Below are 16,828 nucleotides of genomic sequence, written 5' to 3'. Positions count from 1 at the left end.
GTTATTTCTCCTCTTTCTTCTACGGCTATCTCGTCCCGTCAAAAAAATCCAGCTCCGACCGGTCGCTTTCGAACGGAAACAGCGCTTTGCGTCCTAACAGAAGCCCCTCGTCCAGGCGCGCGATCGGCAGAACGTGAAAGCCCCAATGGTTGTCATCCGCAAAGACGAAATATTTCGTCTCCCCGTTGACGATGGAGTCGGTGTCATCCTGCGGGATTTTATCGCCATAGGCGGCCTGGATATCGACGTATTGCACCGGCTTATATTGATCGGTCCGGTTATGGTACACGTAACTATGACGGAGGCTGCCGTCGCTGCCGCGCAAGAGGAACTCGACCTCCCGCGTCTGGAACGGCCGCGAGATGAAGCCCAGCACGAGGTTGCTTCGTTCCAGGCTGCTGATCAGCGCAAGCTCCCGGCGGTCATGGGTATGCGAGCTGACCGTATACGGAATGGCCGCCGCCTGTTTTGTTATGCTCGTTTCGATCATGCCGGATTTTCTGGCGTTCAAATAACGGATGGCCCCGCGAAGGCAGGCCAGCTTCAGCTCAGGTACCCGGCCTTCCATCGGCTTCTGCCGGAATTCGATGCTGCGTCCCGGCACGAATTCCTTCAAGGCCTCCCGGAATACGTCGATCCGGCAGGACTGGCCGGTCAGCTTGATGATCGAATATTCTCCCAGCACGCCGCTCCGGTAGAACCCGTCCAGAAATTTGCGGACCACCTCGTAAATATCCGCTTTGATGAGCTGCGTAATTTCCTTGATGTTGAATACGACGTCGGGAATTTCGTACTCATCCTTCAGGACGCCGCCGCGAAACACCGATAGAAACCAGCGTTCCATCGGCGTGATCTGCAGATCGTTGTCAGATCCCCCGCCTTGCTCCGCGAGGAAACGGTTCCGCAAAATGCCGGTTTTCCGGAAAAATTGCTCCTTCATCCCCTCGGCGATCTCCCAGAGAAAATAAAAATTGCTGCGCACCCGCAAATATTCGTCGCGGGAGCGGTTCTCGTAATGGGCGAAGGCCGTAGGAATGACCGCCTCGGCCTCGCGGTAACGGCGCTCCAGCTTGGAATAAACCGCTTCGACGCCCTGCTCGTCCACCTCACGGAACAGGTCGTTGCCGGGGATGTCGATCAGATCATCGATATCGGTGACCCGGTGTTTGCCGCCTGCATAATAATCGGCGAACGCGATTTTCATAAACTGCATAATCCGGTATGTAATGTTGTTGCCGCCAAAATGGGTATCCCCGTTTTCGTACGTCGCGTCCAGCTCAATCCGGTACGACATATGCCCGTCCTCGATCCGGAAACGGCAGGAGGACAAGTCCGTCGTCCCTCCCCCGCAGTCGATGACAAGCGCATGATAATCGACGCCTTCCATAAAGCTGTTTCGCTCGATTCCGTCCGCAATCGTGTTGTACAATACCGCCATCCCTTCATCCAGGGCGTCCTCCTGCTCGATCCGGTATTCCGGCAGCAGCTCCGCGAACATGTCCAGGAACGGGGCTTTCATCTTCACCGGGCTGGTGAAATACAGGTTTTTGAACTTGCACTTGAACTGGTGCTCGGCCATCCGGATCACGTATTTGATATAAGCGCGAAGCACTTCGCTCCGGGACACGGTCGCGGTATTCCCTTCGCTGTCCATGACCTCGACCTGTTTCCTGAAATCGGTCACCCAGCGCTTCAGCCCTTGAAAGACGGTCGCCCGGCTGCTGTAGCTGCTCCGGCGGATTTGGAGCAGGGCCTCGTACCCGAACTGGTAGCTGACGGATGAAGGATCGGAGCAATCCGCGACGCTGACCGCCGTCGGCAGCGCTTCCGTCCAATCGGGCGTTTGATAGACCGGATCCGGAAACTTCACGAAATTGATTTCATTGATCCGGATTTGACCGCCTAGCACATCTTGTCCGCCCGAGGTTTTGGCGTATCCGGGATATAAAAAAGCCCCCGCCGTCGTGTTCGATGTGCCGAAGTCGATCGCCAGCACGGCATCCGTCTCCTGCAGCTCGCGGATGTCCAAGTCGGCCAGCGGGATTTTGTAATATTGAATATGTATAGGCGGCAGAGCCTGCTCTTGATAATAGGTTTTGAACACGTATTCCGAATCCCGTTTGCGGAGGAACAGCAGGCTGTACTGCCTGTTGGCCGTACGTTTCCACTCGACGCCGTGATGCGCGGCCAAGTAATAGCCGCCCGATGCGGCCGCCTCGTCCTTGCAAAGATTAAAAATGCCGCACAGCTCCATCCGGTCGTTCACCAGCAGCGCATTCCCTTCCGCGAACCCGGCCGGCGCCTGCACTTTGTACCCGTCCGCCTTGTCCACCGCAATGCCGGGGTAAACGACGATGCGGGCCGGAACGCTGATGCCTCCGTCCCCTCCCAGCGGGGCTTGAAAATATTTGCGGAGGATGACGCTCACCCGTTCGAATCCGCCTTCACAGAAACGGCCGATGAACATCCGCTCGTCCGCGCCCAAATATTTCAGGATGACGCGGATCGTCTCTTCGCGGTCAAGCCCGTGACTCAATCCTTCGACCAGGCGTTCGCGATAACAGATGTTCCGCAGCTGGAATGTCGTCATCTCGTTCAGCTCGTCCCGCGTGTAACGGACCTTCCCGCGCACCCGCTCCTGGCCGGTGGAATCGGTATACAGTTTGAATCCCCTCATGTTACATTCCTCCTCCCATTCTCAGGGCGTCTTAATACATCGCGATCCGGTCCAGGATCATCGTGTCTTCCGCGTCGATAATGCCGACATGGCAATCCCAGTACACCTCGGTCCGGTAACGGACCGGCAGAAAAAGCTCCATCAGCAGCTCCAGCTTGCGGGCAGCGAGTTCCGTTTGCTTTTGTCCGATATAAAACAGCATTTCGTCCTTGTCCTCGTTGTTGACGTAAATGGTCGAACGTTTGAAAATCCGGCTGACCGTGCTGCGCAGAAGATTCAGCGTTTCCCCGGTATCGTACATCCGCAAAATGGCGCAAACGATCAGCTCCCGTTCTTCCGGATCAAACAGGCCGATCAGCTCCTTCACCCGGCTGCCGAACGCCCCGGCTTCCAAATCCCGCAGCACGAAACGGATATAAAACTCGCGTTTGTTCATGCCCTGCATCAAATCGAGCTCCGCCAGAAAATGAATCAAAATATCGAACAAAACCAAGCGGAACTCTTCGTCTTCCGTCAGGTTGATATCGAGCAAATCGCGGAACATGTCGGGAAACCGGTAATGCGGATTGATCTCCACCTCGACGTCATGCTGGCCTTTGGCCGCATTCAGTTCCTTCAGGCTCAGTTCCATGTAGGGCGAATACACCTTCGCCGGCAAAAACGTAATGTTGTGCTTGCCGATGCCGGCTTCCTGCGCCTGCACAAGCAAATCCCATATGTAATTCAAGCCCATTCTCCTTCGCAGCGGTATTCCGGGAACGACATCTGCACCTGGGAAACGAGGAAGCTGAGCAAATCTTCGGCCAAATAATCCGGCTGCGAATCCCTATCCGTCCGCTTGAATTTCAGGCACATCCGCCATTTTCCGTTGTCCACCCGGACTTCATCTGTGATGAAACGGTTGAGCTCGTAGGTGATGGCCTGGCTGCCGTCCGCAGGGCGAATTTCCACATCCGCCAGCGTAAGCCCCTCCGAGGCGGCAAATGAATGGACGATCCGCACGATTTCGCCTTTGGAGCGAACGATTTGCCCCTGCTGATGACCGTACCTGCTGATAAAATCCTCCCTCTGGCGGTTGGACATCAGCGGATAACCGGGCCGGCTCATTCCGGAATTGAAAGGGCTGGCTACTTTAAGCACCTGCCACGTATCCGACTTTTCACGCGGCGAAACGACCGTTATCTCTTCCGCGGAACGTTTGATGTAACGGATGCTGTCATCGTTGACCTCCACCAAATAGCCGTGCTGAAGTCCGGTTTTGAGCAGCGGCAGCACATGCTCATAGTTGACGCGGTCGGCCGCCGGCACCGGAAACCCTCCGGTTTTCAGCTCCAGACGCTGGATATTCCACAGCGGAACAAGATCGGTTCTTTTGTAAGGTTCGTATTCCTCCAGATGCACCGATATTTCCAGAACCTCCTCGTCCTCCGCAAGCTCCCCGTCGATCCGGGTCAGCACCGCTTTAACGAATTTGTAGGCATAGGGATGATTCACCGTTTTCCAAGGCAGTCCGTTATTCAGAAACACATGATACAGCTTTTCGATTTCTTTGATATAGGTCATGTCCTTCTCCAGCTTGACCTCGATCCCATACTGGCCCCGGCCTGTCTTCAGGCTGCCGCGGAACGTTCTGCCGCTGTAGAGAAGCTCTTGAATCCGCGGATAGCTGCATTCCAGAAACAACGAAAACAGCCGGACTTCGCCGCCTTCCTTGAGGCTCTGCACGATTTCTCCCAGATCGATCCGGCCCGGCTCCGTATCCGCGGGAATCATGGGATGCAAATAATCATGCAAAGGATCCCACTCTTCCCGTCTGCACATGGATACGTAAATATCATGTTTGGTATCGTGAATGCCCACTTCCTCGAACACCCGCCGCTCCAGCCGGCGGTTCAGCTCCTCCTGATATTCCACGAGGTTCAGAAACACGCCGCTCATTAGGTTCCGCAGCAGCCGGCGCTGCTGCAAATCCTCCATTTTGCCCAGCCGGTCCATGATGAGTTCCTTCATGAAGAAGCCCCTCCTTCCGTTTCGGTATCCGTCTGTCCATTTTCGCTGGATGAGCCGCCATCGTCTTTAGCGGTTCCTTTCTCCGTACCGCTACTACTCGCCCCCGAGACCGCCCCGCTTCCTTCTTGAGGCGGCGCCGGAGTCTGAACGGTATCTTTTTTCCCCGTCGGCACGGCCGGGGGCGTTTCGGGTTCGTAGCTCCCCCAGTCATCCGCCCCGGACGGGAAGCCTGCCGCGGCTGTTCCGGCGCCCGGTCCGTCCCCGGCCGGAACGACCGGATGCAGCTTTTCATCCGCTTTGGAAATTTTCCGCTCCATTGCCAGGACCCGCTCCAGCTTGTCGATCTCCTGATAGATTTCCTGCGCCAGGCCGTAGGCCTCGATCGCCCCGGCGTAATCCATGGCGGCCATGCTGCGGTCGCCTTTTTTCTCTAGGTTGTCGGCCTGCAGCGTTTTGGTTTCGCGCTCAATGCCGTCGATCTTTTCCTGAGTTTCGGCCATTTTCTTTTCGATTTGCTTTTGCCCGCTCTCATAGCCGGCTTCGATCGCCGCATTTTTCGCTTTTTCGTAAGTTTTGAGCGCGCCGCTGTAATCCTGGGCTTGAACCTTTTTGTCCCCGTCCTTGATGATTTCGGCCAGCTCGGCGATTTTGCCGCTGCGGTCGATTTTCGCCTGGATGTCCTCCGGCTTGAACGGCTTGTATTTCCCCGCATCCTTGAGCGCTTTCGTATAGCTGTTCACAGCCATATCATAGCTGCCGTCCTTCACATATCCGTCCCCGTCGGTGACGGCCTGCGCCACTTGCTGCTTGCCGCGAAGCAGCTGGAAATGCAGCTTGTCCTTCAGCTTGCTGGCCGCATTTTTCGCCTCGCTGTAGGCTTTGAGCGCTTTCGCATAATCGCCCGCGGATGCGTATTCGTCGCCGCTTTGCTCGTATTCGGCCATCTGCATCGCTGTTTGGGCCAATGTCTGCGCCTGCTTCGCTTTCATATACCAGACGCCGCCCCCGGCGAGCATCAGCGTCACCAGAACGACCGCCATGCGGAGAATCCATTTTTTGCGGTTTTTCGGCTTCTCTGCAAAGGTTTTGTTGGCATATACCGCAGCCGCGGTGTAATTGCTCACCGTCTGCCGCTGCTTGCTGAGCACAATCTCCTCCAGCGTATCCGTCAGGGCGGCCGGGTCGCTGGATTCCGCCAGCGCATCCAGCATCTCCGGCAGCTCCACCTGCTCCCAAACGCCAGGCGTGCAGAGCAGAAGCACGTCACCGTCGGCAAGCGGCGTTTTTTTCGATATAAAAGGATCGAAATGATCCGGCTTTCCCATATAATTCAGCAGATTGCCCCGTTCCTCATGGCTTGATATCCGGTCTTCAGACAGTTTGCCGTTCTCCAGCAACAATTGGGACAAGCTTTGATCCGTCGATCTTAAATTCAGCCTTCCGCCGCGAAAATGGTAGAGCCGCGCATTCCCGCAGGATGCCCACACCATTTTCGTGTAGTTCGTTACAACCACAAGCACGCTCGCTTTCAGCCGGACGCGCCGGCTTTCGAATTTGAGCCATTCATGGGCCGTCTCCAAATAACGCCGGATGCTCCTTTTGGACAACGAAGGCTTCTCCATGAAGCTTTCCAGAATCGCGCTGACCGCCATTTCGGCGCTCCGCAGCTCCCGGTCCTGATCGAGGCCGTCCGCAATGACGTAACAAGCCATGTCATCCAGCTCCACGAAGGCAAAATAATCCCTGTTGTCCACAAACGACCCCGCTTCGGAGACGAAAGCGGTCTGAAAATCGCTGTTCTCCTTCCTCATGCGCTCCTCCGTTTCCCCGTTTCCTGCTGCGTGTTATCCACATCCGGCCTTCCGGATTTCCCGCCAGGCAGACCGGATTAATCCCTTTTCCGCAAAATCATGACGGTGGCGTTATCCTGATGTTTGAAGCCTTTCCGCTCAACGCCTTCGATGATGTGTTCGGCGGTCTCCTGCGGCGGCAGCTTCCGCATCAAAATTTCCTCCAGCTCGACTTCCGTCAGCGCATCCACCACGCCGTCGCTGCATAACACGACTGTATCCCCGGGCTCCAAATACACCGGCTCGCCGATTTCCATGCTTTTAAAACCGCCGTATCCCAAATAGTTGGTCAGCTGATTGCGCATCGGGTTCTGCTCGATGTCCTCCTTGCTGATTTCGCCGGATAAATAACGCTCCTCCAGCATCGTCTGCAGCGTATGCTTGGAGTTCACCGGCATGAGCTCCCCATCCCGAAACAGAATCAGCAGGCTGTCCCCGACGGCGCCCCAATGCAGCCTTCTTCCGCATATGACGACCGCAACAAGCGTCGTTCCGCCGTTTTCGCCGCCCAGCTGCTCCATAATCGCCCGATTGCTGACAAACGCCGCTTTGCCGAAAAAATCGGGAATTTCGCGCGGGTCCTCGACCTTCAAAAATTCCCGGGTAAACGTCGTCACCGCGAGCGTGCTGGACATGCGGCCGTTGGAAAGTCCGCTGATCCCGTCGGCGATGACCGCCATCGTTCCTACCCGGGTGGCCGCGCTTGCGAAATAATCGTCCTGTTCCGCCCTGCGTCCGATGGTCTGCGCATTGCCGATCTCAACCTCCGGAACCGCCGATGGAGGGGCATATTCGTCGCCCGCCTCCTCGAAAGCCCAATCCTCTGCCGCCTGCAGCGCCGGCGCCGGTGCCGGCCGCCTCTGAAGCATGAGCCGCGCCGCGTACAATACGGCAACCAGCAGGGCCGCCGCCATCAGCACGCCGTACTTGTCGATAAAATCCCAGTTTCCCATGCCGATATCCCGCCTTAACCGTTATCCCACTCGAAGTGGGGTCCGCAGAGCGGCACGAATACGAATTTGCTGCGCCCGAGCTGGATCAGATCGTAGGCGTTCAGCTCGACGGGAGAATAGACCGCTTCGTTGTTATGGTAAGCGAGTCCCGAGGCGTCCCCGGGAAGCAAATAAAAATTGCGTTTTTTCGGATCGTAGACGATAACCGCGTGGTTGCGCCGGGATACCCCGTTATCGCCGATGATGCGGATATGCATTTCTTCCGCGCGGCCGATGAAATTTTTTTCGGCCATGATGCGGTAATCCTGGCCCATTTGCGGCCCTTCGACGCAAACCAGCCAGCCCGTCACCGGCTGTATGCCGGTCGTCTCCCCCAAATAGGGCATCGTCTTTTCGTCCATATCCGCCGCCTGAGGCCGAGCCGTTTCGCTGCGCGCGGGCTTCTCCAGCGTCGTATTGCAGTACGGGCACGTATTGCCGTGTTTTCTCGTACTGAACATGTGTCCATTCAGGCATCTCGTCAAGCTCATCGTAAACTCATTCCCCCGTATGTATTGAGATCTATACTACAAAGCCGGGTCATTTGACCAGCAGCCGCGTATTCGCGATAAAGATCATGTCCCCTGCGCCGAGCCGCTCCGGCTCCTCGACGACCAACCTGCTTGCATCGCTGCGCCCTGCCTTGCGGATGCCCGTCCCGCTGTTCGAATCCGCATCCTCGATAAACCACTCGCTGCCGACGCGGTTCAACACCGCGTGTTCCGGACTGATCAGCGACGCATATTCACAGTCCGATAAATCTATGTCAACCTCGCCTTGGCTTGTGCTTTTTCCGATCAAAACCGAGATTTCGCCTTTGACGAACCATTCCTTCACGCGTTCCCCGTCATCGTCCAGCAGGACGATTTTGGCGATTTCCGCCGATCCTTTCCGGGCCATGCTTCCCGGTCGGCGGCCTCCTGTCCAGATCAGCACGCAGGCCATCCCGGCTGCTGCCGCGACGATGAACATTTGCAGTATGTAATGAAACGGGCGGATCAGGGCATACAGCACCGTACCGGCCAATATCCCGTATATCAACAGATCTATCAGTACAATCGATCCGGATTTCTCCGTTTTCACATCCGTTACCCCCGTTTGGCGTTTGAATCATTTATTTTTTGCGATAACCGAAAAATTGCTCGAACATGGCGGACGTATCCATCGGATTCCGCTCTTTTGCATTCCCTTTTTTGTCCGTTGCGTCTTTTTGCCCTTTGGGCGACATGCCAAAAAACTGCGCGAACTGCTCCTGCACCCGGGCAGGATCAAAATGACCTCCTTGCGCCGCTTTGGCGCCCGTCCCGCTGCGTTCCTCCGGTCCCGTCTTCCGCTCGTGTGCGGAACGCTTTCCCCGGACCAGCCGGTCGTCATAGGCCGCGCGTTTGGTCTCATCGCTCAGCGTTTCGTACGCTTCGACGATTTGCTTGAACCTGCGCGCCGCTTCCGGATCTCCGGGATTGACGTCCGGATGGCAGCGTTTGGCCAGCTTGCGGTAAGCCTGCTTGATCTCGGCCGCTCCCGCCTGACGGGCCACGCCGAGTATTTCGTAATAATCCGCCACGCTGTTTTCCCCGCTTTCGCCAGTAATGCCTTCAGGCTTCACGGCCCTCAGGCAAAGTACAGGAAATCCCAAGAGGCCGGGAGGCCCCTTGAGATTTGTCTGCCGCGGGCCGGATTCGGCCCGCTGGAATCATTAGATATCGTTGACGGGATATCCGCCGTTGAGCTTGGCAAGCTCGGTTTTGTCGCGTTTTTGTTTGACGTAAAGCTCGAATTGGCCCACGCCTTCGGTGTCTCCAAACGTTTCTTTGTAATCGACCACAAAAGCGTTCGGGAATACGACCTCGCGCACCACCTGGTTCGCTGCGATCACTTCCAGCGTCAGCTTGCGGTAGCAGTCCGCTTTTTCGGCGGGAACGAGGGACCACAGCGCCAATTTCAGCGTGTCGTCGGCCTTGTCGCCGTCGGTAGCGGTGATGATTTTACCGATAATTCTCAGCGTGGAGCCCACATCCGTGGATCTTGCGTTGGAATCATCCGGCGTATCGGTGTCGTAAACGACTTTTTGGATGTTGTCCAAACCAAGCTCGATTGTTTCTGCGCCTTCTACTTTCAATCTGAATCCCATAAGTGCTTCCTCCTCAAAAATAGGTGTAATATGGCCCGGGCATGGGATCATGCCCGGAATTTATGTAATGGGACAGGCCGTGAAGGCCCGTCCCCCCACATACAGCTGACATTTCAGGCGATTGCCTGCATCATGCGTAACGGAACCGGACGAATGGCATGGATGCGCATAACACGTCCATCCTCGGCCGCCGGTTCCCGCAGCCTGCCTTTAGCTTTAAGCTTTGCGATCAAGCTTTGACCGGGCTCGTGCCTTTCGTGATCATGACTTCGAGGTTCTTCACGTTGCCGTTGTAGATCAGATCGATATGGCACAAATTGTTTTTCTCGTCGATGATGTAGTTCATGTCGTCGCCGTCGTAAATGATCGAGTTGATGAACCCCCGTTTGGCGAGCCACAGGCTCTTCTGGCTGCTTGGATTGTTGCTGAAAAACTTGATGATGTTCTCATGCTTGAAGTCATTGGTCTGGAAGCGCAAAATGCGCTCGATATAAGTGCTGACCAGCGTTTTGTATATAGAATCAAATCCGTCTTCCGACGCCGCCAGGCTTCTCGCTTTGTACACGGTAATCCGGCGGATGTCCTTGCCTTGCAGCTGGGCATTTTCGGAAGAGAAGATAAATCCGAAGTTTTTACGGTTGATCGAATCTTTGATCGTATTGGTGAAACCGGTAATTTCTTTGGCCATCGTCGTGACGGCGCGCAGGCTGTTGTCGCCCGCTTCGATGTCGAAGCGCACGCCCGGGAACTCCTTGCTCGTGTTGCGGAAGGATTCCTTCAAGTATTCAGGGCATTGGTAAGCGGAAACGATGCCTGCCGCGACGTAAGCCGCTCCGACGTATACGCCTTCGATCCACAGCTTCAGGATGTCTTCCTTTTCGCGGGACAGTTGGGCCCCGTTCTCCGTCTGAATCATCCGGCTGTCGATGATGACCCCGGACTTCTCTTTCGGGATGATCGTGAAGTTCGGCACGCACGGCACCGCGTATTCGCTGTATTCCTTGCGCAGCAGCGGCGCGCATTTGTCGATGTATTTGTCGATGCCGGCCGTCGCCATGCTGCTGAACGTCGTCTCTTCGCCGGATTCGAAGTTGAAGAACAGCTGGACCTTGAAATCCTTGATGACTTGAAGCAGCATCGTTAAGGACTCCATTGTGTTGCCGTCCTGCTTGATCACCTTTTCGTTGCCTTTGAAGCGTTCGCGGGTCACCTTGACTTTGCCGGCGCTCTCCAGCTCCACCGAAGGCACGATGCCGAACCAGATCGTATCGGTAAAGTCGTTTTTGGCGTTGACCGTGTTCAAATACGTTTCCAGGCGTGGAATGTTGGCGCTTTTCACCGTCATGTCGAGCTTGTTGTTCGTAATGAGCAGCGACGGGGCCATCCCTTTGTTTTTGACGGCGTATTGGTCGAAGTACATTTTCACGCCGAGGATTTTCTCCACAAGCGGTTTGACCGTCTTCACGAAATCGTCTTTGGCCGTTTTGTAAAATTCGAGATATGTATTGTAGTTCTGAACCTCGACTTCCACGTTGACTTCATTGCGTACCGCCGGCAGCGGGCTAAACGTACGCACAACCAAATCCTTGACGTAACCCGACGGAGTTTCCGTGATGGAGTTGTAATCCTCCTCGAACACGAGCGCCAGGTCGCTGGAACTGTTGTCGTCAAGCAGCACGAGCTCGGTGCTTTCGCTTTTCGGCGCTTCGATGATTTTTAGCTCCCCGCTTTCGCCGATCGTCAGCATCCCGACTTGAACCGTTTCGGCGTCGCGCTCTTCGTTCGAACTTCCGAGCAGCAGCCGCGTTTTGATATCCTCGATCGCCAGCGGCAGCATCGCCATCACGTTGTTGTAGTTGGCGCTGGCCTCCTCGAACATCGCGTTCAGCTTATCGCCCATGTCCAGCTTTTTCGGATCTTCGTCATCCAGCTTTTCGTATTGGCCGTACAAATAATGGATTTCCTTCCGCACCTGGCGGATATCGTCCATGACCTTTTTCGGGGAAATCATGTCGAGCAAATGCTCGAATTTGAAATCCACGTTGGTCATGCCCTGGCTTCGCTTCGTATCGATCAGCGTAAACAGCATTTTCAGGAAGTCGTTGTTCTGGTCGATCCGGATTTCCGAGATCGCCTCCTCGGCGATGCCCTCCGGCTTCTTCAGCGTGTACACCACTTTCTGGTTTGCCGCGTTAAAAAAGGAGTACACCGTCGGCGAAAACTTGTTCAAAAATTCGTCGAAGCTGCGCACAAGCAGATGGGCGTTGATTTCCTTGATTTTGTCGTCGCTGAGACTGTCGATGCCTTTGACGTCACCGACAATCGTGATCAAATCGAGCTTTTCCGGATTGATTTCCTCAAACAGCATCGTTCGATTGGTCTGATTGATAATGTCCACTTCGCTATTTCCCCTCCCGTTGGTATGACGGATGCGGCCGGCACGGACGCAAACGTGACGAACATCCCGCTATTCCAGCCGGCGGCAGCCAGTTCACCATGACTATACGCCCGGCTAAAAAACTGCCCTTGAGACCCAGCTTCGGAACTCGGGCCTGTTGGGGTTATATTAAACAGTGCCCGCAATAATTGTCAATATCTAGCACTTATTCCTGAGACAGGGACAAACGGCCTACAAAAAAGCCCTTTAAGTAAAAAACCCCCAATTTTAGTCCTATTTTTTGGAATATTATTCAAAATCGATCAGGTTCATCCGATATATGTGGGATACACGAGGAAATGGGACCAATCATCCAAATATGTCACATTTTAGTTCGCGAGGTGGATATTCAGAGATGTTGCGCAATAAGAACGGAAAAAGTGGTTCAAAAATCGGTTTGCTTAGGACTAAACTCCTGATTTTAGTTTTTGCGTGTTGCACATCCGTTTTTTATGACGGCCGCCAGGCGTCCGCCGAATCTGTCCAGAAGGCGCCGCCGGAGGCTTTTGACGCCATGTTCGTGCTTGATACCAGCTATTCCATGAACCATGCCGACCCGAACCGGTCCGCCGGGGAAGTGATTCGACTGTTTATGGATATTAGCGATGCGAGCCGGACGCGGGTCGGATTCGTCGCCTACAATCATCAAATCGTGGCTTCCAAGCCCCTGACCGCGATTTCCGTTGCCGCCAAGAAAAACGAAATCAAAAGCAGCATCAACGGGCTCCGGCGCAGCGGTTATACCGACCTTGGATTGGGCCTGCTCACGGGAAGCAAGCTGCTTTCATCCGGCCAGCAGGATAACCAGAATATAGGCCGAAAGCCGTTTATGATTTTGTTGTCGGACGGCGAAACGGATTTCGGGCCGTTCCAGCAGAAGCGGACAAAGGCGGATTCCGCCAAGGACGTGGGCAGCGCGATCGCTCAGGCCAAGAAGTCAGGGTTTCCGATCTACACGATCGGCCTGAATCACGACGGTACCGTAAACACCGACGAACTGAAACGGATCGCGAGCGAGACCGGCGGAACGTTTTACATTACAAGCAGCGCCGACGATTTGCCGGAAATTTTCAACCGGATCTTTGCGAAAGAAATGCGTTCGGTGCTGATGCCGGTGGCCGGCGTCACGGCGACGGGAAATCTTCAGGAGATTCAGGTGGACATTCCAAACTCCAGCATGGATGAGGCCAACATGATTTTGCTGTCCGAACATCCGCTGAAAGAGTCGCAGCTGTTCTACAACTCGGAGAACATCCGTATGTTCAAGTCGGCGAGTTACACGCTGATCAAAATTTCGCAGCCGCAAAAAGGAACCGCCAAGCTCAAGTTCCGCGGAACGCCGGGCGATCTGATCAAGATCAATCTGCTTGGAAGTTATGCGCTGGAGGCGAAAGCGGCTCTGACCGAAAAAGAAGCGATCAAAGGCAAGCCTGCCGGAATCGAGGCGTTTCTCGTCCGTTCGGACAACAACCAGCGTCTTGGAGACGCCGAAGTGTACGCGTCGCTCAAAACCAAACTGGTCGTGAAGGAGCTTGCTTCCAAAAAAGTGTCGGAAGTGGAGATGAAAAACGAGGGGACCCGGTTTTATGCGGAATACGCGTTCCCGAAATCGGGAACATACGAGTGGCATGTCGAAATGGACGGTCCAAGCTTTTACCGGCATGGCCCGGCACAATCGCAAAAGATCGTAAATCTTGCCCCGGAGGTCCATGGAAAACAACAGCTGCAGCTTACGAAAGAAGACGGCAAAACGGAAGTTCTTTTAGACGATCTGTTTACGGACCCTAACGGGGATCCTTTGACGTATGGGATTCAGGACGCAAAAGAGGACGGCTCCAAAATAAAAGCGGAGCTCAGCGGCGGCAAGCTCATGCTCTCCCCGCTCCATACCGGACAATCGGCCGTAACGTTAACGGCGACCGACCCGGAAGGCGGACAAGCAACCGCCGTACTGACGATCCATGTCCAATCGAAGTATACCGTACTGAAGTGGAGCCTGGCCGGCGCAGCCCTGCTGCTGGTTCTGGGTACCGCCCTGTACTTTTGGCTTCGTCCAAAACCGGCTTTAACCGGCAAGCTCGAAGGATATTTTCTGGCGACGGCCAGCGGCAGCGAAATTCCGGTCAAATACTGGCCGCTGACTTCCTTTGCCAAACGCAAGGTCAGCCTGATGGAATTGTTCCAAAGCCTCGACGTCAACGAGCCGCTTCCGGAAGCGGAGCACATCGTGTTTACCGCCGCCAAAAACGGCAGGCTGATCGTCAAGCATACGACGCGCTGTGCGCTCGTGCGGAACCGGACGCCGCTGAAAGCGAACAAAAAAGAAATCCTCGAATATAACGACAAGCTGTACATTACATTCGAGGACGGCATCACGGAAATCGAGATCCGCTACAAAGCGATCAAGCCGAGCACCAATATTTTTATCCGGACCGGCGTTTCCGGCGAAAAGACGGGCTAGTCGCGTACTCCATGGCCAGGGCGGCTTTGAACCATCGGAGCGAAGCGCAGCGCTTGTCCTGCGAAACGGCAAGGCCGCGCTTCACGATGGGCGACAGGAACGGCCAGGAACGCCGCAATCCTGTCCCCAGCCGCTCCAGCTGCTCGTCGAACAGTCTTTTGCGGACATCGGTCGGCGCGTTTTTTTGGCAGCAAAAATAAAGCACCGCCGACAAGCTGTAAATATCGCTTATAGGCCCTTGGCGGGATTTTTCCGAATACAATTCCAGCGGCGAATATCCCGCAGTCGTAAAGATCGGGTATCCGCCGTTTTGCTCATGTACGGAAATGGCCGAGCCAAAATCAAGCAGCTTCACGCTTCCATCCTTGCCGATCATAATATTGCCTGGCTTTACATCCCGGTGAATAACGCCGTTCCGGTGAATATGCTCCAGCGCTTCGATAAGCGGGATCATCGTTTTGTACAGGAACTCCGGGTCCGCTTCCTCGCTTAAATCCGCTATGTAACGGTCCAGCGTCACCCCTTCGAGGTATTCCGTGACGATGTAGGCCGTGCCGTTTTGCTCAAAACGGTCCAGACAGCGGACTACACCCGGATGCCGGCTTTTTTCAAGCAGTTCCCCTTCGTTGAGGAAAGCGTTCCACAGCAGGCCGTATTTCTCCTCCGCCATCCCTGCTTTGCGCCGCACGCTGACGCCGTCTTTTCCTCTTCGCACCCACGCTTTCGGAAAAAACTCCTTAATGATGCAGCGGGTTCCCTCTTCATCGTTCCGCGCCGCATAGACGATCGATAGCTCGCTGGATGCCAGCGTTTTGCGGATCCGGTATGCGAAGCTTGAGCCGAATGCTTTTCCGCCCACGATCGAGTTCCGTTTCAGGTCGTTTCCGTTCAATGAAATGTCCACCTTTCCCCCTCCGCTTTGCTTCTTGTTTTTAAACAAACCCTTATACTATTAATATCGTATTTTTGCTTGAAAACTTAAATTTTGAAGTGCTGGAAAAGATTCCTGCACATGTCTTTCACGGCCAAACCTACGCCCGGCAAACCATGCTGAGCAAAAAAAGCCCGTCCCCTCAACCGTGCGGCGAAGGAACAGGCGTATTTTCGTCTGTGTGCCGTTACACCACTTCCACGATCGGCAGCGAAATGATAAATTCCGTGCCTTGGCCCACGGTGCTGTTGACGGCGATATAACCTTTATGGTTTTTGATGATCCGATAACTAACCGACAAGCCGAGGCCTGTCCCGCTTTCTTTGGTCGTGAAAAACGGGTCAAAAAGATGGGAAAGCGTGTTATGGTCCATTCCCCTGCCGTTATCGGAAATGCATATATGTACGTTTTTGTTGTCCCGGTGCGCCTGAATTTCAATAAGCCCTCCGTTTTGGCCGCCCAACGGATCGATGGCATCCATCGCATTTTTGACGATGTTCAAAATCACCTGTTTGATCTGCTTTACGTCTACCGAGATGTGCAGCGGCTGCATGTCGTCGTGCAGGATCACTTGGCACCCCTTCATCAGCGCCTCGCTTTCGGTCAGCAGAACGACTTCCTTCAGCAGCGAAGAGACGGAAATAACGGTGGTTTGCGGAGCGGACGGCTTCGACGAATTCAGGAATTCGTATATGATATCATTGGCTCGATCGATTTCGGTCAAAATAATGCGGGCATATTCGTCCTTCCCCAGTTTAATCAGATGAGGACGGAGAAGCTGGATAAAGCCGCGAATGGCTGTCAGCGGATTCCGGATTTCATGGGCAATGGAGGCGGATATTTTGCCTAACATGGCCAGCTTGTCGTTGCGGTAAGCCGTCTGCTCGATCTGCTTGAAATCCGACACGTCTTTAACGCTAAACAAATAATCGCCATCCATTTGATCACCGTCGGTGACCGTCAGCAGCCATTGTCTTCCGGACTCGTCCGTCAGCTCGTGATATTTTTTGCGATGGATCAGGGTTTCGCGGTAAATCCGCAATATCTTTTTCTTTTTGTACCGGCTCAGCTGCGGATGGCGCAAAATCTGCACGATCGTACATCCCGTCAAGGATTTGCGGGAAACTTCAAGCAGCCTTGCCATTTGAACATTAATGAACGTCAGCACACCTTCACCGTCAAACAGCATGACGCCGCTGTCCAGATGCTCCAAAATGTTTTCGTACTTGTTTTTTACCAGCTGCGTAGATTGAAAAGCCTCCAGGGACTGTAACAGCGTCTCTTGGATATCGCCCAACACGATACTCCCCCTTTCGGAAATGAAGGCGTTTTCCCCCAT

Annotated in this window: 13 protein-coding genes; 1 reads left to right on the top strand and 12 read right to left on the bottom strand. The window is 54.6% G+C overall.

Going from position 1 to position 16,828, the window contains the following annotated elements; translation table 11 throughout:
• Positions 1 to 25 precede the first annotated feature (25 nt).
• The 10 genes from RJP21_RS23725 to RJP21_RS23680 all read right to left on the bottom strand — a co-directional run bounded on the left by RJP21_RS23725 (position 26) and on the right by RJP21_RS23680 (position 12,058).
• Positions 26 to 2,677, bottom strand: a complete 2,652-nt coding sequence (locus RJP21_RS23725; protein WP_310861502.1) for a molecular chaperone — start codon at positions 2,675 to 2,677, stop codon at positions 26 to 28.
• Between the two features lie 31 nt (positions 2,678 to 2,708).
• A complete protein-coding gene (locus RJP21_RS23720) occupies positions 2,709 to 3,410 on the bottom strand; it encodes an iron-dependent peroxidase (protein ID WP_310861501.1) in 702 nt (233 codons plus the stop codon).
• Complete coding sequence (locus RJP21_RS23715; protein WP_310861500.1) at positions 3,401 to 4,687, bottom strand: normocyte-binding protein; 1,287 nt, start codon at positions 4,685 to 4,687, stop codon at positions 3,401 to 3,403. Before RJP21_RS23715 ends, RJP21_RS23720 begins: the two co-directional genes overlap by 10 nt.
• Positions 4,684 to 6,498 carry a serine/threonine protein phosphatase gene (locus RJP21_RS23710; protein ID WP_310861499.1) on the bottom strand — a complete coding sequence of 605 codons (1,815 nt, stop codon included), beginning with the start codon at positions 6,496 to 6,498 and terminating at the stop codon, positions 4,684 to 4,686. Before RJP21_RS23710 ends, RJP21_RS23715 begins: the two co-directional genes overlap by 4 nt.
• Positions 6,499 to 6,575: 77 nt before the next feature.
• A complete protein-coding gene (locus RJP21_RS23705; RefSeq protein WP_310861498.1) occupies positions 6,576 to 7,490 on the bottom strand; it encodes a PP2C family protein-serine/threonine phosphatase in 915 nt (304 codons plus the stop codon).
• A 14-nt stretch (positions 7,491 to 7,504) separates the two neighbouring features.
• The gene (locus RJP21_RS23700) at positions 7,505 to 8,020 is read right to left on the bottom strand and encodes an FHA domain-containing protein (RefSeq protein ID WP_160042389.1); all 516 of its coding nucleotides are present in this window, start codon (positions 8,018 to 8,020) and stop codon (positions 7,505 to 7,507) included.
• A 49-nt stretch (positions 8,021 to 8,069) separates the two neighbouring features.
• On the bottom strand, positions 8,070 to 8,612 hold the full coding sequence (locus RJP21_RS23695) for an FHA domain-containing protein (RefSeq protein ID WP_310861497.1): 543 nt from the start codon (positions 8,610 to 8,612) through the stop codon (positions 8,070 to 8,072).
• A gap of 31 nt (positions 8,613 to 8,643) precedes the next feature.
• Positions 8,644 to 9,165 (bottom strand): J domain-containing protein, encoded by a 522-nt coding sequence (locus RJP21_RS23690; protein WP_310861496.1) that lies wholly within the window; start codon positions 9,163 to 9,165, stop codon positions 8,644 to 8,646.
• 60 nt (positions 9,166 to 9,225) lie between these two features.
• Positions 9,226 to 9,660: a membrane-associated protease 1 gene (locus RJP21_RS23685; protein WP_160042393.1), complete on the bottom strand. Its 435-nt coding sequence runs from the start codon at positions 9,658 to 9,660 to the stop codon at positions 9,226 to 9,228.
• A gap of 229 nt (positions 9,661 to 9,889) precedes the next feature.
• Positions 9,890 to 12,058: a transcriptional regulator gene (locus RJP21_RS23680; protein WP_160042395.1), complete on the bottom strand. Its 2,169-nt coding sequence runs from the start codon at positions 12,056 to 12,058 to the stop codon at positions 9,890 to 9,892.
• Positions 12,059 to 12,452: 394 nt separating this feature from the next.
• Here RJP21_RS23680 and RJP21_RS23675 point away from each other — a divergent pair, with 394 nt between their 5' ends.
• Positions 12,453 to 14,558 carry a VWA domain-containing protein gene (locus tag RJP21_RS23675; RefSeq protein WP_397386266.1) on the top strand — a complete coding sequence of 702 codons (2,106 nt, stop codon included), beginning with the start codon at positions 12,453 to 12,455 and terminating at the stop codon, positions 14,556 to 14,558.
• Here RJP21_RS23675 and RJP21_RS23670 read toward each other — a convergent pair.
• Together RJP21_RS23670 and RJP21_RS23665 are read right to left on the bottom strand one after the other, a co-directional pair.
• A complete protein-coding gene (locus tag RJP21_RS23670; RefSeq protein ID WP_310861494.1) occupies positions 14,521 to 15,462 on the bottom strand; it encodes a serine/threonine protein kinase in 942 nt (313 codons plus the stop codon). The two genes, RJP21_RS23675 and RJP21_RS23670, sit on opposite strands and share 38 nt — an antisense overlap.
• A gap of 214 nt (positions 15,463 to 15,676) precedes the next feature.
• Positions 15,677 to 16,789, bottom strand: coding sequence for an ATP-binding protein (locus tag RJP21_RS23665; protein ID WP_310861493.1), 1,113 nt, complete (start codon positions 16,787 to 16,789; stop codon positions 15,677 to 15,679).
• Positions 16,790 to 16,828: the final 39 nt, after the last annotated feature.

It is taken from the genome of Paenibacillus sp. VCA1 (genome assembly GCF_031583795.1).
In the GTDB taxonomy this organism is placed as follows: domain Bacteria; phylum Bacillota; class Bacilli; order Paenibacillales; family Paenibacillaceae; genus Paenibacillus_AQ; species Paenibacillus_AQ albilobatus.
The sequence above is the reverse complement of the archived record's forward strand: the minus strand, read 5'-3'. Positions and strand labels throughout refer to the sequence as shown.

Coding starts and splice junctions, on each gene's coding strand:
- RJP21_RS23725 (WP_310861502.1), bottom strand. CDS start 2,677: ATGAGGGGATTCAAACTGTATACCGATTCCACCGGCCAGGAGCGGGTG.
- RJP21_RS23720 (WP_310861501.1), bottom strand. CDS start 3,410: ATGGGCTTGAATTACATATGGGATTTGCTTGTGCAGGCGCAGGAAGCC.
- RJP21_RS23715 (WP_310861500.1), bottom strand. CDS start 4,687: ATGAAGGAACTCATCATGGACCGGCTGGGCAAAATGGAGGATTTGCAG.
- RJP21_RS23710 (WP_310861499.1), bottom strand. CDS start 6,498: ATGAGGAAGGAGAACAGCGATTTTCAGACCGCTTTCGTCTCCGAAGCG.
- RJP21_RS23705 (WP_310861498.1), bottom strand. CDS start 7,490: ATGGGAAACTGGGATTTTATCGACAAGTACGGCGTGCTGATGGCGGCG.
- RJP21_RS23700 (WP_160042389.1), bottom strand. CDS start 8,020: ATGAGCTTGACGAGATGCCTGAATGGACACATGTTCAGTACGAGAAAA.
- RJP21_RS23685 (WP_160042393.1), bottom strand. CDS start 9,660: ATGGGATTCAGATTGAAAGTAGAAGGCGCAGAAACAATCGAGCTTGGT.
- RJP21_RS23675 (WP_397386266.1), top strand. CDS start 12,453: ATGTTGCGCAATAAGAACGGAAAAAGTGGTTCAAAAATCGGTTTGCTT.